The sequence below is a fragment of the Autumnicola tepida genome (assembly GCF_031846485.1).
In the GTDB taxonomy this organism is placed as follows: domain Bacteria; phylum Bacteroidota; class Bacteroidia; order Flavobacteriales; family Flavobacteriaceae; genus Autumnicola; species Autumnicola tepida.
On the sequence record NZ_JAVRHQ010000017.1, the window covers coordinates 58,857 to 83,286 of the forward strand.

The window sequence follows — 24,430 nt, forward strand, 5'->3', positions numbered from 1 at the left end:
TAAAACTTAACAGGTAATTTAACGCTACTGAAGAAGGATCCATAATATTTACAAATAAAGCTGCAGGCTTTCAAAATGCCCTTCAAAATCGCTATGATACTTATTTAAAAGTACGGCCACGAGCTCACCAATAGCATCCTGCCTTTCCTCAGACTTTAGCATAAACTGGATCTTACTCCAGCCTCTTATATCGCATACCATCATTCCCTTGGAATCTTTTATTACCTGGCTGGCATTATCATAAAAAACCGGAAAATCTATAGTTTCCAGTGCCAGCATTGCTTTTTCATTCGCTATCATAACAGATGATTTAATTTTGGGTAAAAATACCCATAGGGCTGCCAATGTGTTTTATGGATTTATTAATCCTGAAGAGCATTTTTTACCTCAACGTTAAGTTTAGCCGCTATAATATCGTAACAGACACCCTTTCAAAGACTTATATCAGATACTCTTATCTCCTCGTAGTTATACAACTGTACAGAAACCGCTCGCGGAAAAGTTATAGTAGATATGGGCGCTTTTAATTGGAGAAACCTCTAAAATTATTCTATTTTCGTGATCCTAATTATAAATTACTATCATGAAAGAACTTATTGAAAACATTCAGACTACTTTTGAATCCTTCCAGACAGATGCAGATTCACAATTGGAAAGCGGCAATAAAAGTGCCGGAACGAGGGCAAGAAAATCATCCTTAGAATTAGAAAAGTTACTAAAGGAATTTAGAAAAGTCTCTATAGCAGAGTCTAAAAAGTAAAACACCGAGGCTGTCTAAAAATGGCAGCCTTTTTTTTATTTATTAAAGGTGATCCTGTACCACAAATTTTTTAGTTGAGTGAACATTATAGAGAAGTTGAAGAAGCCGGGTTCAAAGCTTTCAATACCGTCGCCAATAGCATAAAATTTAATTACAACACTATTCTAAATTACTTCCATAACAGAAGTACAAATGCCGCTGCAGAATCATTTAACGCAAAAATTAAAGCCTTTAGAAGTCAGTTTAGAGGAGTGAAAAATGTTGAATTCTTCCTGTTCAGATTAACCAGAATATTTGCCTAGTCCACAACTTTTAGGAATGATCCATGATCCCTTTTCATGTTGTACCTATGTTGTACCCAAAACAAAAAAGCCGACTCGCTAAAGTCGGCTTTTTGCTTGTTGTGCGGGCGGAGAGACTCGAACTCTCACACCGTAAGGCACTAGATCCTAAGTCTAGCGTGTCTACCAATTCCACCACGCCCGCTTCAGAAAAATTTGCTATCCATTATTTTGGTTAGCGGATGCAAATATACATAAATGTTTCAATCTACAAACAGCTTCAGTAAAAAAATTGAAAATTTTCAAATTATTACCTTTGGGCTAATTCAAAACCCATAAGATGAAAGACATTCAATCATATATAGACAAAAACAAGGACCGTTTCGTACAGGAACTCACAGAGCTTTTAAAGATCCCTTCTATAAGCGCCGATTCAGACTATAAAAAAGACATGCTCAAAACCGCCAAGGCTGTAAAGGCAAGTCTGGAAAATGCAGGTTGCGAAAAGGCTGAAATTTACGAAACCCCTGGCCATCCTGTAGTGTATGGAGAAAAGATAATCGATAAGGATCTGCCTACGGTACTGGTCTACGGGCATTACGATGTGCAGCCGCCAGACCCGCTGGAGCTGTGGGATAATCCGCCCTTTGAGCCGGTCATCAAAAACACCAAAATTCATCCCGAAGGAGCCATCTTCGCCCGTGGGGCATGTGACGACAAAGGCCAGATGTACATGCATGTGAAGGCGCTGGAATACATGACCCATAGCAATGAGCTAGCCTGCAATGTGAAATTTATGATTGAAGGCGAAGAAGAGGTAGGCAGCGAACACCTGGGCTGGTTTATTGAGAGAAACAAGGAAAAACTCGCCAACGATGTAATCCTTATTTCAGATACCGGGATGATTTCCAAAGACACGCCTTCCATTACCACCGGCCTTCGCGGACTTTCTTATATTGAAGTTGAAGTGACCGGCCCTAACCGCGACCTGCATTCCGGCCTGTATGGGGGCGCCGTTGGTAATCCCGTAAATATCCTGGCAAAAATGATCGCTTCTTTAACCGATGAAAACAATCATATTACAATTCCCGGTTTTTATGATAAGGTAGAAGACCTGAGTTCTGAAGAAAGGAAAAAAATGGCCGAAGCCCCTTATAATGAAGAGGATTATAAGAATAAACTGAAGATTAAAGATGTTTATGGCGAAGCTGGATATTCCACTTTAGAGAGAGCATCCATCAGGCCTACACTGGATGTTAACGGGATCTGGGGCGGCTACATTGGAGAAGGCGCCAAAACGGTGCTTCCTTCCAAAGCTTTCGCTAAAATCTCTATGCGTTTGGTACCTGGCCAGGACTGGAAAGAAATTACTGCGCTTTTTAAAAAACACTTCGAAAGTATAGCTCCAGATGCCGTTACTGTGGAGGTAAAACCCCATCATGGAGGTTATGCTTATGTAACTCCAATAGATAATCCCGGTTACCAGGCGGCAAGTAAGGCTTATGAAAAAACTTTTAGAAAAACACCAATCCCGCAGCGCAGCGGGGGCAGCATCCCCATTGTTTCCTTATTTGAAAAAGAACTCGGCAGCAAGATTATTCTCATGGGCTTTGGCCTGGATACCGATGCTATCCACTCACCTAACGAGCATTTCGGCATATGGAATTACCTGAAGGGGATTGAAACCATTCCTTATTTCTATAAATATTTCGCTGAAATGACTAAGAAATAACTTCGGCATACCATCACCTACACATCAATCTTCAAAAGACAAGGAGGCCGCTTATCTAGGAGTGGCCTCCTATCTTTTAAAGAAATTGTTATGGATTGAAACTGAGCTAAAGAATTTCTAATTCCCCAGGATACGCTCCCCCAGGTTCGCCATCATTTTTTTGGCGTCTCCCCTGCCTTTTTCAACTTCCCTGGCCCTTATGCTCCCTTTATGCGGAATAAGCTCATAGCTAAACACGAAATCATCATTTTTTGAAGCCGGGTCCAGCTTCCCAAAACGGAGGTCATTAAAATACAAACTGCCATCCTTTTTACTGATGGTATACCAGCCCTGGGAAATATCGATTAACCGCCGCACATTTTTGTCCGACTTCAGATCCCCCAGCAGGTGGTGATTTTTTGGATATTCCCGAAAGCTGATGGGCTGGGTATCGAAAACTGAATAATCTCCTATAAGATATTTATCCTGTAACTCCACATTGGCCGTCCAGAGAATGGTATTGAACGGCGCCGGTTTGGTTTCGATTTCTTTGTACTCATATCCCTGCTTTTCCAGGGCATCGGTAAATTTGCCAAAGGTATACCCCTTAAGAAGCAGCGTAATTACCAGCAGGTAAAAACTGCTGAAGCGCAAACCCCAGTAGTTGAGCCTCCTCCTTTTTTCAGTCCCCTTTTTCTGAAACATAGCCAGCACGAGGAAGATAAGAAATGGAAGGGTGTAAAGGGGATCAATTACAAAAATGTTCTTATATGCAAGCCGCAGATCCAGCGGCCAGAAAAGCTGTGTTCCCCAGGTGGTATGGGCATCCAGCAAAGGATGCGTTATCAACCCCCAAAACATCAGTTTTGTCCAGTCCTTCCAGTTCGCCCCCGATTTTTTCTCCATTTTTGAAATCAGCCAGCCGAATGCCGGCGCGAACAAAACAGAAAAGACAATAGAATGTGTAAAACCTCGATGGATTTCTATTGCCGTAATAGTATCGGTAAAATACCCGGCGAAAGTATCGAGATCGGGAATCGTACCTGCAACCGCGCCGTAGAACATGGCTTTGTTGCCTACTTTTTTGCCAAGCACCACTTCTCCTACCGATGCGCCTAATACTATCTGGGTAAATGAATCCAATCTATTATGTTAAATGATAAATTTTAAATTTTGAATTGTTCCTGAACCACGAACTAGAAATTCCCACTTCTAACTTCTAAACTCTTACCTCTAACCTCATTCGTCTACAATTGCCATTTTTCGAAGCAGGAAAGAAGCATTCATATTCTGGCAAATCCCGTCTTTAAATTTGTAGTCAAAATTAAGTTCGTCATTAATAATTTCAGCGTCAAAATAGTGGTTTTTCACCTGCGGCAATTCCGAAGTGATTTCACATAAACTCAGGTCATGCGTGGCGATAATCCCGGTAGCATTCGATTTTACCAGTTTCCGCACAAATTTTTTGCTTCCTATAGCTTTATCTGTACTGTTGGTTCCTTTCAGGATTTCATCCAGAATAATAAAATAGCGGTCGGTTTTTACCTGGTCTACAATAAATTTCAGCCTTTTTAATTCTGAAAAGAAATAGGATTCATCGTCACTAAGCGAATCGCTGGTGCGCATACTGGTAATCAGCTTAATTGGCGAATAGGTACAGGCTTCTGCACAAACCGGCAGGCCGATGTTGCTCATTACAATTTGCAGCGACACGGTTCTTAGAAACGTGCTTTTCCCGGCCATATTCGCGCCGGTAATAATAAAAAACTCTTCATTGTTTATACGGAAATCATTCGCTACCCGCTTTTGAGGGTCAAGCAGCGGATGCGCGAGTTTTTTTGCTGAAATACCACTCCTGTTATTTAAAATTTCAGGAAAAACGTAATCCTGGTGGTTAAAAGCGAAATTCCCAAGGGAGTTGAAAGCATCGGTAAATTCTATTACCTCAAACCAGTGCTCCACATTTTCACGGTATTTGAAAATCCATTGTTCCAGGCGGTAACTCTGGCGCAAATCCCATAGCAGAAATCCGTTGGCAAAAATGCCGAAAAGCATATTGTTGCGCTGGTCGAAAGCGTCGATAGCCTTTGAGAATTCCCTGAAGATAGCCGATGCCTTTTCACCTTCTGAACGGATTAGCTGCTGGTTCTCCCGCATTATTTCCGAAGCAAAATTTTCACTTTCCAGTAAGGCCATCAGGTGATGATATTGATGAAAAGTATCCTGCACCTTGCTAACACTTCCGGAAAGCAGGTTGATCTTTTTAAGGAAATAACCGGTAATAAGCAGGCCTGCGAAATACCAAAGTGCCAGCTGGATTCCGCTGATATAGTCTAAAGCATAAGCCACAATAACCGCTACAGAAATAACTGAAAACACGGCCGGCAGCCATTTCATAATACCGGGCACAAAAGATTTATAGTTTTTAAACCAGTTTAAAACTGTGGCTGAAGGCGTCTCGGTTTTTACCAATTTTGCCAAAGCGGTAAACTCCTGCCGCCAGGCCGCTTTTTCAGCAAGATCTTTTACCGCTTCCTGCTTTTTGTTAATATTGGAAATGTTATTCTCCTTTAAAAAACCCGCAAGCTTCTTTTTGCCTTCCTGTAAAGCGGTGCGGTTGAGATACTGAAAAAAAGAACCGCGCCCAAAAAGATCAATATCCTGGCTGTAGGCATGGAGCGGATCATCGAATTCCTTTCCGCCTGGCAAAAATTCGAAATTTCGTGTTTTCAGGACATCAATTTCAACAGTATTCAGGTTTATCAATTCCTTTTGCTTGTTACTTTGATCTTTCAGGTTGCTGTGCCGTGAAACCAGGAAAAGAAAAAGAGCGATTCCGGCAATTATTAATGGCACAAGAATGTTCAAATTTCCGAAGAAATAGTAGATCCCAAAGCAAATCGCCAGAAATACCAGGAGCCTGGCCATGCTGGAGATGATAAGTTTTTTTGAGAGTGCAGCCAGGTGCTCCTCATGTTTTTTCTTCTGATGAGTGTAAAACTCTAACGCCTGCTTCATTCTATTTTTTCGAGTTCTCTTTTTTGTTTTCGTGTTAGCCCTGCCACCACCAGGTTATAGGAGTGGCGGGTGAGCTCAAAGGTAAATTCTTTAGCCATGCGGCCATCCATGATTACCGTATTCCAGTGTTTTTTGTTCATATGGTACCCGGGAAGGATATTTTCTTCATGCTGTTCCCGTAATTCAATAGCCCTTTCAGGATCACATTTTAAGTTTACCTGCAACGGCACCGTATCTAAAGAAGCCAGCGCAAACATCCTGCCCATCACCTTAAAAACAAGGTTATCGGAACCAAAAGGAAGTTCTTCGGTAACCCCTTTTTTTCTTATGCAGTAATTTCTAAAAGTTTCTATGTCCATAATTCCGTTCCTAAACTTCAAAAGGGAAAAACTTATTTTTCCAGTTTCTGCCTTTCTTCAGCTTCTTCTAAAGTCAGTGCGGTGTAATCCAGTTTCCAGCCAATGGTCTCCACAATCTTTTCCATAAGCAAAATGGTTCCCAAAGCCTCTTTCCGGGCCTGTTCAAAAAGTCCGCTTTCAGGAATTTTATCTACAATATGCTTTTTCGCGTCGCGGTTAATATCGGTTAAATCTGAAGTGGTGAAGGGATTGGCCCAGCCCTCACGCTTGTCGTAATACTTAAAATCGGTCTCTACGGTAAGCAGTTCCGGCTGTGGGAAATTGGTAAGGACGATTTTTTTCTTATCATTATCACTTTCCATTTTAATCTTGCTAAGGTCAAAGCCAATATGCGCTTTGGCATTAATAAGGATAATGGCCTTCTTCTTTCCAAACACGAGGCTAATGTACTTTTCCTTCATGTTCTCATAATGGTAAATTTCAGAAAAATCACCTTCCACCGTAATGAACTTGCAAACACTCCGTATCTTATCCATAAGTATGACCGACTGTTCACTGGTTTTTTCTTTGGAACGCTGCGTGTTGAATTTCGCGAAAATAAAGTAAGCCACCACCGCGCCAACGGCAAGCCCAATAAATAAAAGCTCCATATTATTTACCGATTTCTCCCAAATGAGTGAATTTAAAGCCTTTTTCATATTTAAGGCCGTAGCCTAAAATACGATCAAAAGCCGAATGTGAAAACAAAATAAGACCTATTAATTGTAAAACCTGGTTCTGCAAGGCATGCCCAACAATCCACAAGGTTATGGCCATACCTTTATGATGAAACAGGTTATAGCTGAAAGCACCGGCCTTTTGCCCAAAAGCATAGCCTATCATGCCAAGATCTGGTGTGAAAAATAGGCCAAGGAACCACCACCAGGAAAAGTCCAGAACTGAAAAGGCATAAATGCCCAAAAGTAGCATGGCCAGTTCTTCAAGTCGCAGGATGAATTTCATAATTACTGAAGTTTATACACTACCGGTTTGCTGGGGGTAGCATCGTTCTCGAAAGAAGCGATCTGGAGGTTTAACAAATATTCCCCGTCGGCAATGCTGTTGGGCACATAAATAAGCTCGGTGATGGTGGCATCAAACCGGGTATTTTTGGGATAGTTCCAGAAGGCTTTGTGCGCCAGCAATTTTCCGTTATCTTTCTCTTTATCTACAGAAGGAAGATCAATGAGCAGGTGTTTTACACCGCATTCCCTTATATAGCGTGCCGCAGCTTCCTCTAAATACGGCCAATTGGTATGGGAATATTTCCTGCTGCGCTTTTCTATATAATTTGGAAGTGTCCTTATTACCAAAGCCTCCACTTCATTTTTGCCAATTTTCGCACTTATCTGTTCTTCGGAAATCACCTGGTCCCCCCCACTCTTCAAGGGTTCTACGGAAATGAGTCTGGCCATATAAAAGAAATTCTTAAGCGTTTGGTTGATGCTGAAGAATTCCTGGCTTATATGCCCCACACATTCGGTGTGCGTACCGTGCCCGTGCGGATTAAAGGTGATATTGTTAAAATTCACTGAAGCACCCTGACTAACCTTTCCTATAAAATCGCCATTTTTCACAGGTGCGATCACAGGGGCACCCAGGTACCAGGCAATGGGATTTTTGGCATCCCCGCGCAGGCTTAACGAAATATCCAGCGGCCTCGCGAGGTCGATATTATAAATTTGGGAGCCTATTTCAACTTTTGCCTTCATAAGGCTAAATTAGGGAAGCTTTTTTATTTATTCTGAATGCGGAATTTTAAATTTTACTTTAAGCTTTAAACTGTAAAAGCAGTAATAATCATCTCCAGATTTCGAACTTTCCACTTTCCACTTTCCACTTTTCACTTTTCAATTCCCACTACTCCTCCTCCACATAAAACAAATCGGCAGCTATCCCGTCGCTTAAAAATTTGCCTTTAGAAGTCACATGTAAGATTTCATTTTCATTTTTAAGAAGGCCTTTTTTCAGCAAAACCGCAGCCTGTTGCAAAAGGTAATCACCGTAGTTCTTGCCAAAGGCTTCTTCAACTTCGGCGATTCCAACGCCAAACTTTGTTCGCAGCCGCGTCATCACATATTCGTTGTATTTATCGGTTACAGAAAGTTTTTCGGTTTGCAAAGGCAGCTCAGCCTTTTCCAGCGCCTTTATATACAGGGAATTATTCGCCACATTCCATTTTCGGGAATCACCGTTATACGAGTGTGCCGAAGGCCCAATTCCCAGGTAAGGTTTCCCCAGCCAGTAAGCGGTATTGTTTTGGGAAAAATAGCCCGGCTTCCCAAAATTTGAAAATTCATAATGTTCAAAACCGGCTTTTTTTAAGGTGTTGATCAGAATCTCAAAATGCTCCCGGGCCAGTTCGTCATCCACCGGTTTTACTTTTCCTCTTTCAATAAATTTCTGCAGCGCGGTATTTGGTTCTACGGTAAGCGCGTAGCTGGAAATGTGGGGTACGCCAAGCTCCAAAGCTATTTGAAGGTTTTTCCGCCATTTTTCCGCAGACATTTCGGGAACCCCGTAAATAAGGTCTATAGAGATATTCTCAAAATATCGGCCGGCCAGACGAATACTCTCAAAAGCTTCCCTGGCATTGTGCGCACGGTTCATCAGCCTTAAATCTTCTTCAAAAAACGACTGCACACCAACACTCAGCCTGTTAATTTTAGATGCTGCCAGCATCTTTAGCTTTTCTTCGGAAAGGTCATCGGGATTGGCCTCGAGGGTGATTTCAGGATTTTCGGCAATATTGAAATTGGCAAAAACAGTCTCAAAAATCTGCTGAAGTTCTTCCGAAGTTAGCAAACTGGGCGTACCGCCTCCAAAGTAGATGGTTTGAATTTCGCTTTTTAAAAGCTCAGCCTTCCGCAGCAGCAGTTCTTTGCAAAGCATCTCCACCAGCCTGCCTTTCTTTTTTACAGAAGTTGAGAAATGAAAATCGCAATAATGGCATGCCTGCTTGCAAAATGGGATATGGATATAAATTCCGCAGCCCCTCCCAGCCTCCCCGAAGGAGAGGAGCTTGTGATCCTTATGTATAGTTTTATCCATTTCAACAAACATTCCCCCTTTGGGGGTTAGGGGGATTATTTAATTTTCCCCGGATTCTGCTTTACAAACGCAGCCCAGCCGGAATAATTTTTTCCAATCTCTACGCGCCCGGAATTGTAAAAATGGCAAACCGCAGCGGCGAGTCCATCGGTAGAGTCGAGGTTTTTCGGCAAAGATTTCAGTTTTAAAAGGCTTTGCAGCATTTTGGCCACCTGCTCCTTGCTGGCACTGCCGTTCCCGGTAATGGCCATCTTAATTTTCTTCGGAAGGTATTCGGTTATGGGGATTTGCCGTGAAAGCCCCGCGGCCATCGCCACGCCCTGGGCACGGCCCAGCTTCAGCATAGATTGTACATTTTTTCCGAAGAATGGCGCTTCAATGGCAATCTCGTCCGGATGATAAGTATCAATAAGTTCAATGGTGCGTTCAAAAATCATCTTCAGCTTTACATAATGATCGTCATATTTTTGAAGCTGAAGCTCGTTAAGCTGCAAAAACTGCATCTTTTTTTCTACAACTTTTATGAGTCCGAAGCCCATAATGGTAGTCCCGGGATCTATACCTAAAATGATTTTTTCGCTCTTCAAATCTGGCATTTTTCGCATGAATGCTGCCGGAATTTGCTTATTTTCGGCCAGCTTCGCAAAGCTACGGAATTCTGATTGTTCCCCCGTAATTTTCAATCTGCATTTAAACAAAGTCCATGTTGCTAAGCCTTTTTATCTTTATCGCCGCCTGCTACCTTGCACTTGTGCTGGCCCTTATTTATGGCTGGAACAAAGCGGCCGTTTTTAAATCTGTGAACGCCGCTCCCCATACCAAATTTTCAATAGTGGTACCCTTCAGAAATGAAGCCAACAACCTTCCGGCTTTATTAGGGTCGCTGGCAAAATTGAAATATCCCGCTACACATTTTGAGCTTTTACTGGTTAACGATGCTTCCGAAGATGCGTCGGCTGAAGTTTGCGAACTATTCAGAAAGGAAAATCCGGGACTTCAAATTGTGATTTTGGAGAGCCTTTCAGATTCCAATTCCCCGAAAAAAGAAGCCCTGAAGAAAGGCATCGAAAATGGCAGTTTTGAATATATCCTTACCACCGATGCCGATTGTGAAGTGCCGGAATTATGGCTGCAGAGCTATAATGATTTTATCCTGACCAGCGCTGCCACGATGATTTGCGGGCCGGTTAAATTTAAGGAGGAAAAGCCGAAAAAGCTGTTCCAGAAATTTGAAGAACTGGATTTTTACAGTTTACAGGCCACTACGGCGGGGGCTTTTGGCATAGGTATGCCTTTTATGTGCAACGGCGCAAATTTGTGCTATAAAAAGGAAAATTTTATACAGGCTGAAGGCTTTAGCGGAAACGACAAGATTGCCAGCGGTGATGATGTGTTCCTGCTCCAGAAATTCCAGGAAAAGGGCTACGCCACTGCCTATTTAAAATCTGAAAATGCCGTTGTGGAAACCAGACCTCAGCAAAGTTTTTCGCAGTTGATTTCACAGCGCATTCGCTGGGCGGCAAAAACCACGGCTTATCATTCGGTTTTTGCCAGGTTTGCGGGATTAGGGGTGCTGCTTATGAATTTTTCACTGCTATTGGCCGCTTTCCTGGTACTGTTCAAAATTTTTCCACAACAACCCATCCTGGTTATTTTCCTGCTGAAATTCAACGCCGATTTCATCCTGATTTTCCTGGCCGCGAAGTTCTTTGAAAGAGAACTGATTATGCGCAATTATTTCTGGTGCAGTATTGTTTATCCCTTCTTTTCCACTTTTGTAGCCGTTATTTCCTTGTTTTCAGGCTTTGACTGGAAAGGCCGAAAATTTAAAAGCTGAAGAGTTATTTTAAATGTTGAATGTTGAATTTAGAGCGGTTTTCGGGTGTCGGTTGTGAGTTGTCAGTTGAAGGTTGCCCAAAAATAAAAAACAGCTCCTTTCATTTTAAAGGGCAGTTGGCTTCAGCTCCTTCCCTGCAAAGGGAAGATGGATTTAGCAGTGATAGCTGGTAAAGACGGAAGGGACATTTTTCCATTTTCCACTAATAAAATATCGTAACTTGGTTTTTCAGATAAAACATAAACCATGAACTATTATATTTTAAAGTACAGGCTGCAGGAAAATTATCTTGAAGAACGCGGCAAATACCGCACGGAACATTTAAACCTCGCCCAGGAAGCCGCGCAAACCGGCACTGTTGTAATGGCCGGGGCATTGGAGAATCCTGCAGATGAAGCTATTTTTATATTTAGGGCAGAAAGCGAAGAAGCCGCCAAAACCTTTGCAGAAGGTGACCCTTATGTAAAAAACGGACTCGTAAAGGAATGGAGCGTAAGGAAATGGAATGTGGTTATTAAAATGGATAATTGACAGTGGACAATTGAAAACTGGTCTTACATCACCTACAACTTACCGCGCCCACCTCTCCTTGAAAGACAGGTAAAGTTTTTCCATTCCAAAATTATTTGAAATTGATAATTCTCCATTGTCAATTAATTATTCCGCTTTGATGTGAACGGGCATTTTAAAGACTGTGGAAACAGGAATGCCGCGTTTGCTGGCGGGATAAATTTTGGGCAGGGAATCTATACTTTGGTAAAGCCATTCTTCAATTTTTGGCAGCTCACCGGCTAAAGTGCTGTCTATGGAAACAATGGAATCTATTCTGGGTTTTCCCTGTTTGCTGATTTCAAGATAAATTACCAGGGTGTCATCTATACTTTTGGTTACCACCGGCTGTTGCCGGGCGAGATAGGAATAAATGTTGGTGGCAACTTTACTTTCAAAACAGGCTTTAGCCCGCTTAAGTTCGGTTTCCTGCTGGCAGTCTTCAAATGCGGGATATTCATCAACTTCTTTCCAGTTAAGGGCTTTGGATTCCTGGTCCAGAACTTCTTCCGAAGAAATCTTTTTGGTTTCAAAATTACAGGCGGAGAGGATGAGCACGGGAAAAACAAGAAGTAAAATTCTTTTCATCAGCAATCTGCGGTTAGGCTTTCAGCAAAAGTAATGAAAATGAGGGAAAAGCGGGAAATGAAAACCCATGCCTTGGAAAAATGATCAAATAGCTTTTTAACCCTGATGAGGCCAATAAACTCCTCAACACAATTATCATTGCACCATTAACTTCTGTTATAAGAAATTTCCCTATGCGTGTAGCTGTCAAACTAAAAGGAGAAAAGGGGCAGGCGGCACTGGACCAGGTAAGAGTGTGGACAAAAATCACCTGCTCCGCAAAGCAGGTAAATAAGTCTGGTAGAAATCCAGAGCCTAAAAATAAGGCTGAAAGAATATCTCGTTGATTCATTTAAAAATTTCATTCTTCCGCCATATGCATCTCTTTTTTAATATCACTTACCCGGTTTCTGGCCAGGTAAATCATGCCTTCATTGCCCTGCGGATCATATTTATTTAGATAAGCTTTGTAATAATTCATCCGGGTTTCCAGATCTTCAAAATAATTATCGGCCGCGATTGCCCTTTCATACAGTGCACGCTCATTTTCCGGATTTTCTTCTAGGGCTTTTTCCAGGTATTCCAGGGCATCCTTATACTTTTCCATTTCCTTATAAGTAAGTGCCAGACTTAGATATTCGGCATCTATCGGCTGCTTCTTAATAAGAATAGACATTAAAAGATGGGTTTCTGATTTCTCCAAATCCCCGATTAGGGCGTACAGTTTGCCAAGTGAATAATGCGTGGCAGCATTCCGGTCTTCAAAAGTAAGGGCTTGTTGGTAATTTTGGATAGCCTGCTGGTAAGCTTCAATCTGGTAGTACGCAAAAGCTACTTTACTATAAATAAATTCACTTTCTTCACCCAATTCCAACAGTTTTTCATATTGCGGAATGGCTTCTTCATATAAATGAAGCGCGGAATAGGTTTGCGCCAAAATGGAAAGCAAAGGACGATTGCCGGGATTTGCCTTAAGCCCCTGCAAACAGAAATGTTCAGCTAAAGTATATTTACCGCTTTTTAAAGCATGTCTGGCCACTTTATAAAGCGCTGCTTTATGTTCTTTATCCAGGCTCACTGCCGTATAGTAATGCGCCATGGCCGCACTGTCTTTCTGCTTTTCCTTAATCAAACCAAGCTGATATTGAAAACTGGCATTTTTTGGATAGGCTTTGGCTAAACCTGAAAACAGACTGTCGGCCTGGGGCAGGTTTCCGCTACGCAACAAAAGCTGCCCGTAATCTATGGCGGTTAAAAGTCGGTTTGGATTTTCAGCTAAAACCTTCCGGTAATTATCCAGCGCGGCGCCATAATCTCCATCGGCTTTATAATACTTGGCCAGTTTTAGAAAAACCGCTTCCGAAGGTTGGGTATTCCCGGCAACTTTTATGGCTTCAGCATATTTACCCACCGCGTATAAACTGTCGGAAAGCGCAAGGGCCGAAGTTTGCGCTCCGGCCCCGCAGGCTGTTAAATAAACAATGAATAAAAGAAATAACTTATTCATTTACCTGAAATACTATGGGCAGGGAATACATTACCCCTACATTTTTACCATTCTGCTTCCCGGGAGTCATTACAGGAAGGCTATTAATCACGCGCTCGGCCTCTTTTTCAAGTTCTGGTGCAGCCGCACGGGACCTTACATCCTGTATTGTCCCGTCTTTACCTATTTTAAACTGAACGATCACCCTATTGGTTCCTTTTAAGCCCAGTTCTTTGCCAATTTTCGCATTAAAGTTTTCACTAACGAAAGCGGTGATTTTCTGGGAAGTACATTTTTTCCTTTCCTCGTTAGATTCAATTTCTTCGCAACCGGGAAAAGCGGGGACTTCCTCTATTACCGCATAAGGAACATCTCCTTCTCCCGTGAAATTGGAAGATTTATTTTGATCATTGTTCCTGGTAACCGAAATGCTGGAACTGGCTTCTTTGGAGTTGCCATTCATGGTAATGGTCTTATCCCCGTCTGTAATTTCAACAGAACTGTATCCTGCATTATCCGACATTTGGGCGAATGCTTCAGTTAAATTTTGCCGCTCTTCAGCAGTAAGATTTTCAAAATCGTTCACCTCTAAATGAAGAACTCCTTTCTCTACCTGTGCGGTTTCGATTTCTTCAGAAGCCTGATCTTCTGAACACGCCACGTAGATTAACATAAGCATCATTAGTGGGATAATTACCAGGAATTTGAATTTTGCGAATGTAGTTGATTTTGATTTTTGTAACATAACGATTCGTTTTTTGAATAATGAATGATTAAAAAATTGATTGATAAATGAAATATTCTGCGTGCTGAAAGCCGTGTTCAGCAATTGTTCATAATACGTCTTTTTTTCAGTAGTTTTCACCACTTCTTCGTCAGCCAGGAATTCATGAAGCCCGGCAATCCTGGATTGATAGATATATACTAACGGATTAAACCAGAAGATAATTTTCAGCATTTCAAAGAAAATCAGGTCCCAGCTGTGCTTCTGCTTTACGTGCACCAGCTCATGCAAAAGGATTTGTTCTTTTTCTTCTTCCGAAAGCTGGTCGCCCAGAAACACGGTGCTAAAAAACGTGCAGGCTACACTGGAATCAGGAATTTCAATGATCCTGAAATCTTTTTCTTCTGAAATTTTCCTGAACCGGAACATCCTGTTAAGGCTGTTGTACTTTTTTAAAAACAGGAACAGGCTTACCACAAATCCGGTAAAATAAATTAACAGCCACCAGTTTAGCTGAAGTCCCTGTGCTGCAGCAATATTTACGGCAGGTAAGTGTTCTATTGCCTGGCTTTGCTCTCCAATTACCACTGCCGGCAACATTATGCGGGCATTCTGCGGAACGGCTTCTGCAAGAAAATCCAGTTTTAGCAAAGGTAACAGCATAGAAATTACAGGGGTTAGCAGTAGATACCATCTGTTATAGCTAAAAAAGGTCTCCTTTTTAAGAAGCAGTTCGTACGCCAGCAAAAAGCAAAACTGGAAGAACAGGATTTCAAGTAAATAGTGTAACATACCTCATTTTTTTGTTCCGTTTAAGGATAAATTTAAATTTTGAAGACAATGGGCAGGGAGTACATCACGCCCACTGTTTCGCCTTTTTGTTTACCAGGCTTCATTTTTGGTATAGCCAAAATTACCCGCTCTGCCTCCTGTTGTTGCATTTTTCGTGCTTCAGGCTCAAGGCCGGGAGTTACCGCCCTTGACCGTACATCAGTAACTTTTCCGGTTTTGTCGATTTTAAATTGCACCACAATGCGGTTATCATTTAAGCTGCTATATTCACGCAGTGCCTCTTTATTAAAATTATCTGCCACAAAAGCCGTAATTTTTTCGGTCGTGCATTTTTTCCGTTCATCATTAGAAGTTAATTCTTCACATCCGGTAAAAACAGGCACCTCATCTACCACGGCAAAGGGAATGGGTGATAATTGTGGTTTTGGATGGCTTGCCTTGGCCTGTTTTATTTCTGTGGTATCCTGGCTATGCATAATCCCTTTTTCCGCATAAGCCACATAAGTGAGCATGAGCAGCATTAATGGAATAAGGATAGAGTATCTTGCTTTGGCTATAGCTTTTGATTTTGACCTTTTCAACATAATAATTCGTTTTTTGAGTAATGAATGACTAAAAAATTGATTGATAAATGGGATATTTCGGGTGCTGAATGCCGAGTTCAGCAGTTGTTGGTAATATGTCTTTTTTTCGGTGGTTTTTATCACTTCCTCGTCTGCCAGAAACTCATGAAGCCCGGCAATCCTGGTTTGATAGATATAAATTAGCGGATTAAACCAGAACAAAATCTTCATGATTTCAAAATACAAAAGATCGGCGCTGTGGTTTTGTTTTACATGCGCCAGCTCATGCGGCAGGATTTGCTGTTTTTCTTCTTCGGAAAGCTGGTCGCCCAGGAAAATGGTGTGAAAAAAGGTACAGGCCAGCCGGGAATTGGGAATTTCAATGATTTTGAAATCTTTTTCTTCTGAAATTTTCCTGAACCGGAACAACCTGTTTAAATCGCTGAATTTCTTCAGAAACAAATAAGTACTAACCAAAGCGCCGCCGGCATAAATAGCCAACCACCAGTTTACCTGAAAAATATGATGCTCGTTGGTTGCAACCGGAGAATTTCCAGCCGTCACCCCATCATTTCCCAGGATTACCCCGGGAAGCATTATTCTATCGGCAGGAACCGCTTCTGTCAGGAATTCTAATTTTAGCAACGGCAACAGCATGGCGAGTACAGGTGTTAGTAAAAGATACCATCTGTTATAACTAAAGAAAGTTTCCTTCTTCAGAAGCAATTCGTACATCAGCAAAAAACCAAGCTGGAAAATGATTATTTCAAGTACATAATGCAACATTAGTCTTCTTTTTTATTGATTTCCTTTAAAATCGCTTCAAGGTCTTTAGTGTCAATTTCATTTTTCTTCATAAAAAAGGAAAGCATACTTTTAAAAGAACCGTTGAAATAGTTGTTAATAAGCTTATTCATGCTCTGGCTGCTATAGGTTTCCTTTTCCACCACCGGAAAATAGATATAACCTTTCCCCTGCTGCCGGTGATCTACAAATTCTTTGTTCTCCAGGATCCTTACAATGGTGGAAACCGTATTATATGCTGGTTTTGGATCTGGTAATTCTTCAATTACAGAAGCAACATTTGCTTCTCCCAATTTCCATAGCACCTGCATGATCTCTTCTTCTGCTTTTGTTAATTGTTTCATGTTTACAGCGTTGAAATTTCCACTTTTAAGGGAAATCAGTTTTAAAATTTTCAGCTAAGGCCTTTAGCTTTTTAAAGAACTACACCTCAAATATAAACTAAATATTTAGTTTAAACTAATGTATTAGTTATAAAATTGAAATAAATATGGTTTACAGCAGCTTAAACATTCCCTGCAGGCGCACCACCATAGCGCTTTCCCCATTAATACATTACCTGAATCGCAAGGCAGTTTAATTCTGTTAAATAAATTCCAAATCTGCTGAGTATGCACAAATTCCGAAGAAGAACAAGTAATTTTAAGGAAATCATCTGAAGCATTTTCAGAAGAAAAGACGTCGCAAAGCATGAAAAAAATAATCACCTTAACTGTAAATCCAGCGCTGGATATTTACACGCATCTAGATAAAGTGGAACCTGAAAAGAAAATGCGCTCTAATTCCCCTAAAAAAGATCCCGGCGGCGGCGGTATAAACGTTTCGCGTGTGATAAAACGCCTGGGCGGGGATACCAAAGCCATTTACACCTGTGGCGGATTTACAGGAAAAATCTTTACCGGACTCCTTAAAAAGGAAAATATAGACCTGGAAGCTGTGGAGGTTAAAAACGAGATGCGGCAAAGTTTTGCCATCCACGAAGATGCCACGGGCGACCTCTACCGGATTGGTTTTCCCGGGGAAGAACTACTGGAATCCGAATTTCACGCGCTTCTTGAAAAACTTGAAAATCTGCCTGAAGCGGAGTTCCTGGTGGCAAGCGGAAGCCTTCCTCCCGGCGTACCGGAAGATTTTTATTCGCAGGTTGCAAAAATTGCACAACGCAAGAACATGAAATTTGTGCTGGATACTTCAGGTAAAGCTCTGGCTGCCGGTTTAAAGGAAGGCGCTTATTTGGTAAAACCAAACCTTGACGAGCTGGAAGATCTTAGCGGCAGAAAAGCCGAAAGCATGGAAGATCGAAAAGAAATGCTGCAGGAGGTAATTCAGAAATATTCCCTGGAAATCATCGTACATTCCCTTGGCCCGGACGGGGCATTTTTAGCAACCAGAGAAGCTGTAACACATTTTGCCGCACCTAAGGTAAAACCCAACAGTTCCATTGGGGCCGGGGATAGTATGGTGGGCGGTTTAATGTATAGCCTGGCCGCCGGAAAATCTTTGGAAGAAGCCGTAAAATTCGGCCTTGCCTGCGGCAGTGCCACCTTAATTTCCCCGGGAACAGAATTACTGCAAAAGGAAGATGCCGAAAAATTTTATAAAGAACTCAGTGCTTCCTGATTTTTCTTATCTTGAAAGAGACCAAATGTCAACGTTGAAATAAAAATACAGAACATGTCACACCAATTGCCTTCTGCCCTAGAACACGGGAAAGAACTAAGGGAAAAATTCAATCAAATAAAGCCTTTGCTGTTCCTGGATTTTGACGGGACGCTTGCCCCAATTGTAGAGCATCATGAAGACGCGGCTATTTCAGCAGAAATGCGCGACCTCGTGCTTCGGCTTTCAAAAAAATATCCAACCGCCGTGGTAAGTGGACGTGGGATGAAGGATGTGAGCCAGAGAGTGAATATTCCAGAGCTTTATTATGCCGGAAGCCATGGCTTTGAAATTTCAGGTCCCGGAAATTTTCTTAAAGAGAATGACGAGGCACAAAAAGTATTGCCCCAATTTGATGAAATAGAAACTTCGCTTCGTAAGGAACTTAAGGATATAAATGGTGTTGATTTTGAACGAAAAAAATTCACCCTTGCCATACACTACCGCCAGGTTAAAGAAGAAATGACAGATGAGGTTCACCAGCGCGTGGCCACAGTCCTTAAAAAGTACCCCGAGCTCAAGAAAGCTGACGGAAAAAAAGTGATTGAAATACGTCCTTCTATAGACTGGCACAAAGGTAAAGCAGTGGAATTCCTAAAAACACAACTGGGAGAAAAGGATCAGGATTATTCCGTCTATATAGGAGATGATGTAACCGATGAAGATGCTTTTAAGTATGTACAACACGGGCTTGGCATCCTGGTTGGGGATCATGGGCATGAAACCTCGGCAGATTATGCCCTGAAGGATCTTGACGAGGTAAAACAATTTTTTGAACTATTGTTGCAATAAAAAACCACGTCTTACTTCACCCGATTCAAATGGATATTATCTTCTTTAGTATTGCGGCTTTTTTTATGCTGCTTGGCATTTTAGGCAGCATTCTTCCTGTTCTTCCGGGTGTACCCTTAAGCTGGGCAGGCCTGCTGCTATTCTACCTTGCGCCCTCGGTACCCGTTAACTACTGGTTCCTGGGGATAAGCCTTGCCTTTGCCATTCTTGTCTATGTTTTACAGCTAATTATCCCGGCAATAGGCACAAAAAGGTTTGGCGGCACCAAAGCCGGAATGATTGGCGCTACTATTGGTTTAATAGCGGGAATTTTTACTCCAGCCCCTTTTGCTATTTTAATTGGTCCCTTCGTGGGGGCTTTTATAGGCGAAATGATTAATAAAACTGATTCTAAATCTGCCCTGAAAGCGGCTTTTGGTTCTTTTATAGGCTTCCTCGCCTCCAGTTTTATGGAATTTATGGTCAGTTTGGTTTTTCTTACTCTCTTTCTTTTTAAGTGCTGGGACTATAGAGAGCTTATATTTTAAAACCCGCCAAATTTCTTTAGCGGGTTTACAGGCAGTAAGCCAATTTTTTCTGTGAACTAAAAATTTTAATTACTACCTCTTTATATCATCATTGCAATTTTACTTCTTCAACAGACACTGAAAGCTTTTCAGCTGAGGAAAAGGGCTTCGGTTACTACTATTACCTGGCCTATCAATTTCTACTCACAAATCCTGCCAATTTGAACTAATTACTGTTCTGAAGTGACACTTTCTCAAAGTTCATATTGATCATTAACACCTCTCTATTCATTAGCCTGAAGATACTGATTACAAGCAGGTTTCCTTTTACACAATTAACATATCTTTGCTTTTCTTTATTAGTGCTTTAATTCCACTCCTTTGCTATTTTCCTTAATTTTATTCAACAAGCACAGCTATAAACCAAAAAAAGAAAGAATTATGGCAGAAATACATGTTGAAAAGAAAAAACCCGTATGGCCATGGGTATTGCTAATAATAATTATCATCCTGGCGTTGCTCTACTTTTTTGTATGGGCCGATAACGATGTGGATGATGATGTTACAGAAGAAGACAATATTGAACAAATCGAGCAGTACGAGACCCGCGATTATGCCGAAAATGATTATCCACAGAATGCGGTGGGAGAATACCTTAGTTACGTAGACAGAGGTAGTGACGATAACCTCCTGGGAAACGACCCCCGTTCACAACAAAAAGCTATGATGCTGCTTCTGGAAGCCGTGGAAGAAAAAACAATAGAATTGAACCATACTCCCGGCTCCGAAATGGAAAGTATCAGCCAGTGGGATCCCGAAAAACAGCTGGATAGTATTAAACAAACCGGAAAAGTAGTGGTAGACAATCTACAGGCTATTCAAAGAGATCAATTTCCAAGGCTGGAAGATGATGTGGCAGAATTACGATCGGATCTGGATGAACTTTCTGTAAATAGCTCTGAAGATGAGCGCAACCTTTTCCTTGGCGGGTTTTTTACCAAAGCCGCCGATATCCTGCGGGACATGGATTCTGAAATAAACAGCACCCCAATGTCCCCTTCAGGTCTGGATACTGCACGTTACAGTACAGATATAGATACTATAAGTACCAACCAATAGCTATCCGGCTAAAACTTAAATTAGGAACACCGGCCGTCTTCACCCTACTGAGGACGGCTTTTTTATGAACAGGCTGCCTTTAATATGTTATGCTTTTGCAAAATATTTGAACGGCAGCACCAGAAAGAGTAAATTCCGCTTTAAGTATTCTCTATGAAAGATCACTACCTTATTTTAGCGGGACTGGGCCTGGCAACTTTAATAATGGCCTGGCTGCCTTCTGTTTCCAAAAAAATCAAAGTAAGTTCTCCTATAATCCTTATCTTAATTGGTTTCCTTCTATTTGCGGCAGATATACCATTACCCTGGCCAGATCCACTGTGGGCAGACCGTGGATTGATGTATTTTTCTGAAGCCATTGTGATTATTTCCCTAATGGGTGCAGGTCTTAAAATTGGTACAAAATATAACTGGAAGTCGTGGAAGCGCCCACTCCTGTTAGTTTTTGTAACCATGCCCATCTGTATGGGCTGCTCATATTTTCTGGGAAAGTATTTTCTGCTGCTAAGCCTGCCTTCCTCTCTTTTACTGGCGGCCGTGCTGGCACCTACAGATCCCGTTCTTGCTGCCGATGTTCAGCTTGACGATCCGGACAGGGAGAAAAAATACAAAGGGAAAATAAGATTCGCCTTAACCGCAGAAGCCGGCCTTAACGATGGTATGGCCTTCCCTTTTTCTTACCTGGCCGTTCTTGTAGCGCAGGCAGGAAGCTGGGCAGCTTTTAATTTCACGGAATGGCTATGGGATAAACTCCTTTTAAAAATTGTAATCGGGATAATTGTTGGATTGCTTATTGGCCGCGGGACAGGACTTTTGCTAATAGGTTTCCACAGGCTTACCGGTATTAAAACTTTTGACGGCTTCCTGGCTCTTTCCCTTACTTTTATGACCTATGGCCTGAGTGAACTCCTGCACGGCTACGGTTTTCTTGCCGTATTTTTTGCCGGGCTAAGCCTGCGTTACTACGAAAAAGTAAGTGGGGATTACAAGCAAAAAATGCACGATTTTGTGCATGAGGTTGAAAGATTCTTGCTGGTGGTTTGGATTATCCTGTTTGGCGGCTCCATCTTAAACGGAATGCTAACCTTAACCGATTGGAGAGCGATAGTTTTCGCCCTTATTTTTGTGCTTTTGGTGAGACCACTGGCAGGAATGATTGCCATTGTTTGGGGAAAACGGGAAAGTTTTAAAGAGAAACTGGCCATCAGTTTTTTAGGAATTCGCGGCATAGGTTCTGTTTTTTATTTATCCTGGGCGTTTGTGCAGTTTGATGGCTTTGAATTTAAAAATGAACTTTACGCCATTACCGCTTATATTATTCTTATATCCATCATCATACATGGCTTCACGGCCCCTTCTATCATCAGGTATTTTAAGAGGAAAACCGAAAAGGAACGGCAACAAAAGAATATTCCTGCTGAAACTGAATAGGCCGTTCATTTATCTTCAGAAAGATGGCAAATACAACTGAACTCTTAATGCGTTCCTGAAAGATTTAGCAGTAAGTTTTAATAATCCTATTTTTGCCCTGATGGAAAAAGTTAGGGATTTTATAGTGATTGGGGCGGCACAGGCAGGTTTGTCTATGGCATATTATTTAAAGAAACTCGGCAGGGATTACCTGCTGGTAGATAAAGAAGAGCAGATTGGCGCCTCCTGGATTAACCGGTGGGATTCCCTTACACTTTTTACTCCTTCGGAATTCAATAACCTGCCGGGAATGGATTTTCCTGCTCCAAAAGGCCATTATCCTTCCAAAGAAGAAGTCGCGGAATATTTTAAAATGTATGCTGAAAAATTCAAAATTCCCATACAATTCAACACCTTCATTTCTGAAATTAGCCGGGAAAACGGCAATTTCCTGCTGAAGAGTCCGCAGGGGAATTTGCGGGCAAGAAATGTAATTATAGGTACCGGTCCATTTCACATTCCCTATACGCCGCCTTTCGCCGAAAAACTAGATGAACAAATTTTCCAGGTACACAGCAATTATTACAAAAACCCCCAACAACTGAAGGAGGGAAAAACGATGGTTGTGGGCGGAGGAGATTCAGGTTTCCAGATCCTGGATGAAGTCTCTGAAACCGGCATGCAGGTTTATTTTTCAGGAGCAACAGATGTAAAGACCCTTCCGCAGGAAATTTTAGGTAAAACGCTTTGGTGGTGGTTTACCAAAACAGGCTTTTTAAGCTTTAGCCGTGACTCCTGGCTGGGCAAAAAAATCAGCAAAAGCCGGCAGCCTATTATTGGTACCGATGTAAAAGCTATCCTTAAACGGGAAAATGTGACTCCTGTGGGCAAGACTAAAAACGCCGAAGGAAAACTGATTTTCACTGAGAAAAAAAAGCTGAATGATATCAATAATATCATCTGGGCCACCGGCTACCGCCCAAACTTTGGCTGGATTGAGGGGCTGGAACTCAATAAAGACGGGTATCCAAAACATCATCGCGGTATTAGTAATTTAGATAACCTTTATTTTATTGGCCTGCCCTGGCTGCACACCCGCGGCTCTGCCACTTTAGGCGGAATAAAAAAAGATGCTGAATACCTGGCTAAGCATATTTCAGAAAACTAATTTTAAATCCAGCAAATTTAAAACTTCTCCTTTCGTTAAAGTCTTTTTAAAGGTTTTGCCTGCTGCTACTATTCCTTTAAATTATAGCTAAATAAAAATTAAGCTATGAAATATAATTTATTAGGAAACACAGGACTAAAAGTATCAGAACTTTGCCTTGGCACCATGACCTTCGGCGCCAAAGGAAGATTTAAAGACATTGGAGGGGTTGAACAAAAAGATGCCGATAGCCTCCTGCAACAGGCCTTAGATGAAGGCGTGAATTTTATTGATACCGCAAATGTTTATTCTGAAGGCCTATCAGAAGAAATTACCGGGAAGGCTATTAAAAATTCGGGAGTTTCCCGTAAGGACCTCATCCTGGCGACAAAAGTGCGCGGCAGTATGGGGGAAGGCCCAAATCAAAAGGGACTTACCAGGCACCATATCATCAACCAGGTAGAAGAAAGTTTGAAAAGGCTAAATACAGATTATATAGATCTTTACCAGATGCATTCCCACGATCCGTTAACTCCCATAGACGAAACCCTGCGGGCGTTTGACGATTTGGTACGCAGCGGGAAAGTGCGCTATGTTGGAGCAAGCAACGTTGCCGCATGGCAGCTGATGAAGGCGCTGGATCATTCTAAATTTCACCATTTGGAGAGATTCGCTTCTTTACAGGCTTACTATACAATTGCCGGCCGTGACCTGGAAAGGGAAATAATTCCATTGCTGCAGGACCAAAAAGTTGGGCTTATGGTTTGGAGCCCCCTTGCAGGAGGATTACTTAGTGGAAAATACAGCAGGGATGATGAGAAAAAATCCGGAGGACGTAGGGATGATTTCGATTTTCCACCTGTAAATAAAGAAAGGGCGTTTGATATTCTTGATCTTTTAAAGCCAATGGCTGAAGAGAAAAATGCTTCCGCCGCACAACTTTCCATTGCCTGGCTGCTACAGCAACCTGCGGTAACCAGCGTAATAGTAGGTGCTAAAAATGCAGACCAGCTGGAGCAGAACTTAAAATCCTCTAAAATTGAATTTTCCGAAGAGGAACTCCAAAAACTTGATGAAGTGAGCCAGCTGCCAGCGGAATATCCGGGATGGATGCTGGATTTCACGAAGGAGGACAGGCAACTGTAATATTCTTCAATTTGAATTACTCACCGGGGCTGCGATCTTAACAATAGTTTAAGGGCAGGAGGCAGCTAATTTCTTTATTTTTAATAAACAACAACTGTAAAAGGGCCTTA

General features: G+C 41.8%; 27 protein-coding genes and 1 tRNA gene. 13 read left to right on the forward strand and 15 right to left on the reverse strand.

What is annotated here, in order from left to right; translation table 11 throughout:
* Positions 1-48: 48 nt before the first annotated feature.
* Positions 49-300 carry a hypothetical protein gene (locus RM553_RS13450; protein WP_311535458.1) on the reverse strand — a complete coding sequence of 84 codons (252 nt, stop codon included), beginning with the start codon at positions 298-300 and terminating at the stop codon, positions 49-51.
* 283 nt (positions 301-583) lie between these two features.
* Here RM553_RS13450 and RM553_RS13455 point away from each other — a divergent pair, with 283 nt between their 5' ends.
* Positions 584-760 carry a histone H1 gene (locus RM553_RS13455; protein ID WP_311535459.1) on the forward strand — a complete coding sequence of 59 codons (177 nt, stop codon included), beginning with the start codon at positions 584-586 and terminating at the stop codon, positions 758-760.
* 74 nt (positions 761-834) lie between these two features.
* Positions 835-1,062 carry a transposase gene (locus RM553_RS13460; RefSeq protein ID WP_311535460.1) on the forward strand — a complete coding sequence of 76 codons (228 nt, stop codon included), beginning with the start codon at positions 835-837 and terminating at the stop codon, positions 1,060-1,062.
* 102 nt (positions 1,063-1,164) lie between these two features.
* Here RM553_RS13460 and RM553_RS13465 read toward each other — a convergent pair.
* Positions 1,165-1,246, reverse strand: a tRNA-Leu gene (locus tag RM553_RS13465).
* Positions 1,247-1,381: 135 nt separating this feature from the next.
* Here RM553_RS13465 and RM553_RS13470 point away from each other — a divergent pair.
* Complete coding sequence (locus tag RM553_RS13470) at positions 1,382-2,773, forward strand: dipeptidase (protein WP_311535461.1); 1,392 nt, start codon at positions 1,382-1,384, stop codon at positions 2,771-2,773.
* A 117-nt stretch (positions 2,774-2,890) separates the two neighbouring features.
* On the opposite strand, the gene RM553_RS13475 is transcribed toward RM553_RS13470, so the two are convergent.
* The 8 genes from RM553_RS13475 to ruvC form a co-directional block, all read right to left on the reverse strand.
* Complete coding sequence (locus RM553_RS13475) at positions 2,891-3,895, reverse strand: metal-dependent hydrolase (protein WP_311535462.1); 1,005 nt, start codon at positions 3,893-3,895, stop codon at positions 2,891-2,893.
* 96 nt (positions 3,896-3,991) lie between these two features.
* Positions 3,992-5,770, reverse strand: a complete 1,779-nt coding sequence (locus tag RM553_RS13480; protein ID WP_311535463.1) for a MutS-related protein — start codon at positions 5,768-5,770, stop codon at positions 3,992-3,994.
* Positions 5,767-6,129 carry an MmcQ/YjbR family DNA-binding protein gene (locus RM553_RS13485; protein WP_311535464.1) on the reverse strand — a complete coding sequence of 121 codons (363 nt, stop codon included), beginning with the start codon at positions 6,127-6,129 and terminating at the stop codon, positions 5,767-5,769. The genes RM553_RS13480 and RM553_RS13485 overlap by 4 nt, the downstream gene beginning before the upstream one ends.
* A gap of 32 nt (positions 6,130-6,161) precedes the next feature.
* The gene (locus RM553_RS13490) at positions 6,162-6,779 is read right to left on the reverse strand and encodes a DUF4230 domain-containing protein (RefSeq protein WP_311535487.1); all 618 of its coding nucleotides are present in this window, start codon (positions 6,777-6,779) and stop codon (positions 6,162-6,164) included.
* Position 6,780: 1 nt separating this feature from the next.
* Complete coding sequence (locus RM553_RS13495; RefSeq protein ID WP_311535465.1) at positions 6,781-7,131, reverse strand: DUF4260 domain-containing protein; 351 nt, start codon at positions 7,129-7,131, stop codon at positions 6,781-6,783.
* Between the two features lie 2 nt (positions 7,132-7,133).
* Positions 7,134-7,880, reverse strand: a complete 747-nt coding sequence (locus RM553_RS13500; RefSeq protein WP_311535466.1) for a cyclase family protein — start codon at positions 7,878-7,880, stop codon at positions 7,134-7,136.
* A 148-nt stretch (positions 7,881-8,028) separates the two neighbouring features.
* Positions 8,029-9,219 carry a radical SAM family heme chaperone HemW gene (gene hemW, locus RM553_RS13505; protein ID WP_311535467.1) on the reverse strand — a complete coding sequence of 397 codons (1,191 nt, stop codon included), beginning with the start codon at positions 9,217-9,219 and terminating at the stop codon, positions 8,029-8,031.
* 35 nt (positions 9,220-9,254) lie between these two features.
* The gene (gene ruvC / locus RM553_RS13510) at positions 9,255-9,806 is read right to left on the reverse strand and encodes a crossover junction endodeoxyribonuclease RuvC (protein WP_311535488.1); all 552 of its coding nucleotides are present in this window, start codon (positions 9,804-9,806) and stop codon (positions 9,255-9,257) included.
* Positions 9,807-9,922: 116 nt separating this feature from the next.
* Between ruvC and RM553_RS13515 the strand changes: the two genes are divergently transcribed.
* Positions 9,923-11,056, forward strand: a complete 1,134-nt coding sequence (locus RM553_RS13515; protein WP_311535468.1) for a glycosyltransferase family 2 protein — start codon at positions 9,923-9,925, stop codon at positions 11,054-11,056.
* 246 nt (positions 11,057-11,302) lie between these two features.
* Positions 11,303-11,587, forward strand: coding sequence for a YciI-like protein (locus tag RM553_RS13520; protein ID WP_311535469.1), 285 nt, complete (start codon positions 11,303-11,305; stop codon positions 11,585-11,587).
* A 126-nt stretch (positions 11,588-11,713) separates the two neighbouring features.
* On the opposite strand, the gene RM553_RS13525 is transcribed toward RM553_RS13520, so the two are convergent.
* A complete protein-coding gene (locus RM553_RS13525; RefSeq protein ID WP_311535470.1) occupies positions 11,714-12,193 on the reverse strand; it encodes a hypothetical protein in 480 nt (159 codons plus the stop codon).
* A gap of 173 nt (positions 12,194-12,366) precedes the next feature.
* Between RM553_RS13525 and RM553_RS13530 the strand changes: the two genes are divergently transcribed.
* Positions 12,367-12,519 carry a hypothetical protein gene (locus RM553_RS13530; protein WP_311535471.1) on the forward strand — a complete coding sequence of 51 codons (153 nt, stop codon included), beginning with the start codon at positions 12,367-12,369 and terminating at the stop codon, positions 12,517-12,519.
* A 14-nt stretch (positions 12,520-12,533) separates the two neighbouring features.
* On the opposite strand, the gene RM553_RS13535 is transcribed toward RM553_RS13530, so the two are convergent.
* The 4 genes from RM553_RS13535 to RM553_RS13550 are packed head-to-tail and all read right to left on the reverse strand — an operon-like array spanning position 12,534 to position 16,885.
* On the reverse strand, positions 12,534-13,679 hold the full coding sequence (locus tag RM553_RS13535) for a tetratricopeptide repeat protein (protein ID WP_311535472.1): 1,146 nt from the start codon (positions 13,677-13,679) through the stop codon (positions 12,534-12,536).
* Positions 13,672-15,174, reverse strand: a complete 1,503-nt coding sequence (locus RM553_RS13540; protein WP_311535473.1) for a M56 family metallopeptidase — start codon at positions 15,172-15,174, stop codon at positions 13,672-13,674. Before RM553_RS13540 ends, RM553_RS13535 begins: the two co-directional genes overlap by 8 nt.
* 32 nt (positions 15,175-15,206) lie before the next feature.
* Positions 15,207-16,523: a M56 family metallopeptidase gene (locus tag RM553_RS13545; protein ID WP_311535474.1), complete on the reverse strand. Its 1,317-nt coding sequence runs from the start codon at positions 16,521-16,523 to the stop codon at positions 15,207-15,209.
* Complete coding sequence (locus tag RM553_RS13550) at positions 16,523-16,885, reverse strand: BlaI/MecI/CopY family transcriptional regulator (protein ID WP_311535475.1); 363 nt, start codon at positions 16,883-16,885, stop codon at positions 16,523-16,525. Before RM553_RS13550 ends, RM553_RS13545 begins: the two co-directional genes overlap by 1 nt.
* 346 nt (positions 16,886-17,231) lie before the next feature.
* Between RM553_RS13550 and RM553_RS13555 the strand changes: the two genes are divergently transcribed.
* The 7 genes from RM553_RS13555 to RM553_RS13585 all read left to right on the forward strand — a co-directional run bounded on the left by RM553_RS13555 (position 17,232) and on the right by RM553_RS13585 (position 24,320).
* A complete protein-coding gene (locus RM553_RS13555; protein ID WP_311535476.1) occupies positions 17,232-18,161 on the forward strand; it encodes a 1-phosphofructokinase family hexose kinase in 930 nt (309 codons plus the stop codon).
* Positions 18,162-18,215: 54 nt separating this feature from the next.
* Positions 18,216-18,992, forward strand: coding sequence for a trehalose-phosphatase (gene otsB / locus RM553_RS13560; RefSeq protein ID WP_311535477.1), 777 nt, complete (start codon positions 18,216-18,218; stop codon positions 18,990-18,992).
* A 29-nt stretch (positions 18,993-19,021) separates the two neighbouring features.
* On the forward strand, positions 19,022-19,519 hold the full coding sequence (locus tag RM553_RS13565; protein WP_311535478.1) for a DUF456 domain-containing protein: 498 nt from the start codon (positions 19,022-19,024) through the stop codon (positions 19,517-19,519).
* Between the two features lie 420 nt (positions 19,520-19,939).
* Entirely contained in the window at positions 19,940-20,617 is a 678-nt protein-coding gene (locus tag RM553_RS13570; protein WP_311535479.1) for a hypothetical protein, read from the forward strand.
* A 153-nt stretch (positions 20,618-20,770) separates the two neighbouring features.
* Positions 20,771-22,048 carry a cation:proton antiporter gene (locus tag RM553_RS13575; protein WP_311535480.1) on the forward strand — a complete coding sequence of 426 codons (1,278 nt, stop codon included), beginning with the start codon at positions 20,771-20,773 and terminating at the stop codon, positions 22,046-22,048.
* Positions 22,049-22,148: 100 nt separating this feature from the next.
* Complete coding sequence (locus tag RM553_RS13580; RefSeq protein WP_311535481.1) at positions 22,149-23,195, forward strand: flavin-containing monooxygenase; 1,047 nt, start codon at positions 22,149-22,151, stop codon at positions 23,193-23,195.
* 105 nt (positions 23,196-23,300) lie between these two features.
* The gene (locus tag RM553_RS13585; protein WP_311535482.1) at positions 23,301-24,320 is read left to right on the forward strand and encodes an aldo/keto reductase; all 1,020 of its coding nucleotides are present in this window, start codon (positions 23,301-23,303) and stop codon (positions 24,318-24,320) included.
* Positions 24,321-24,430 lie beyond the last annotated feature (110 nt).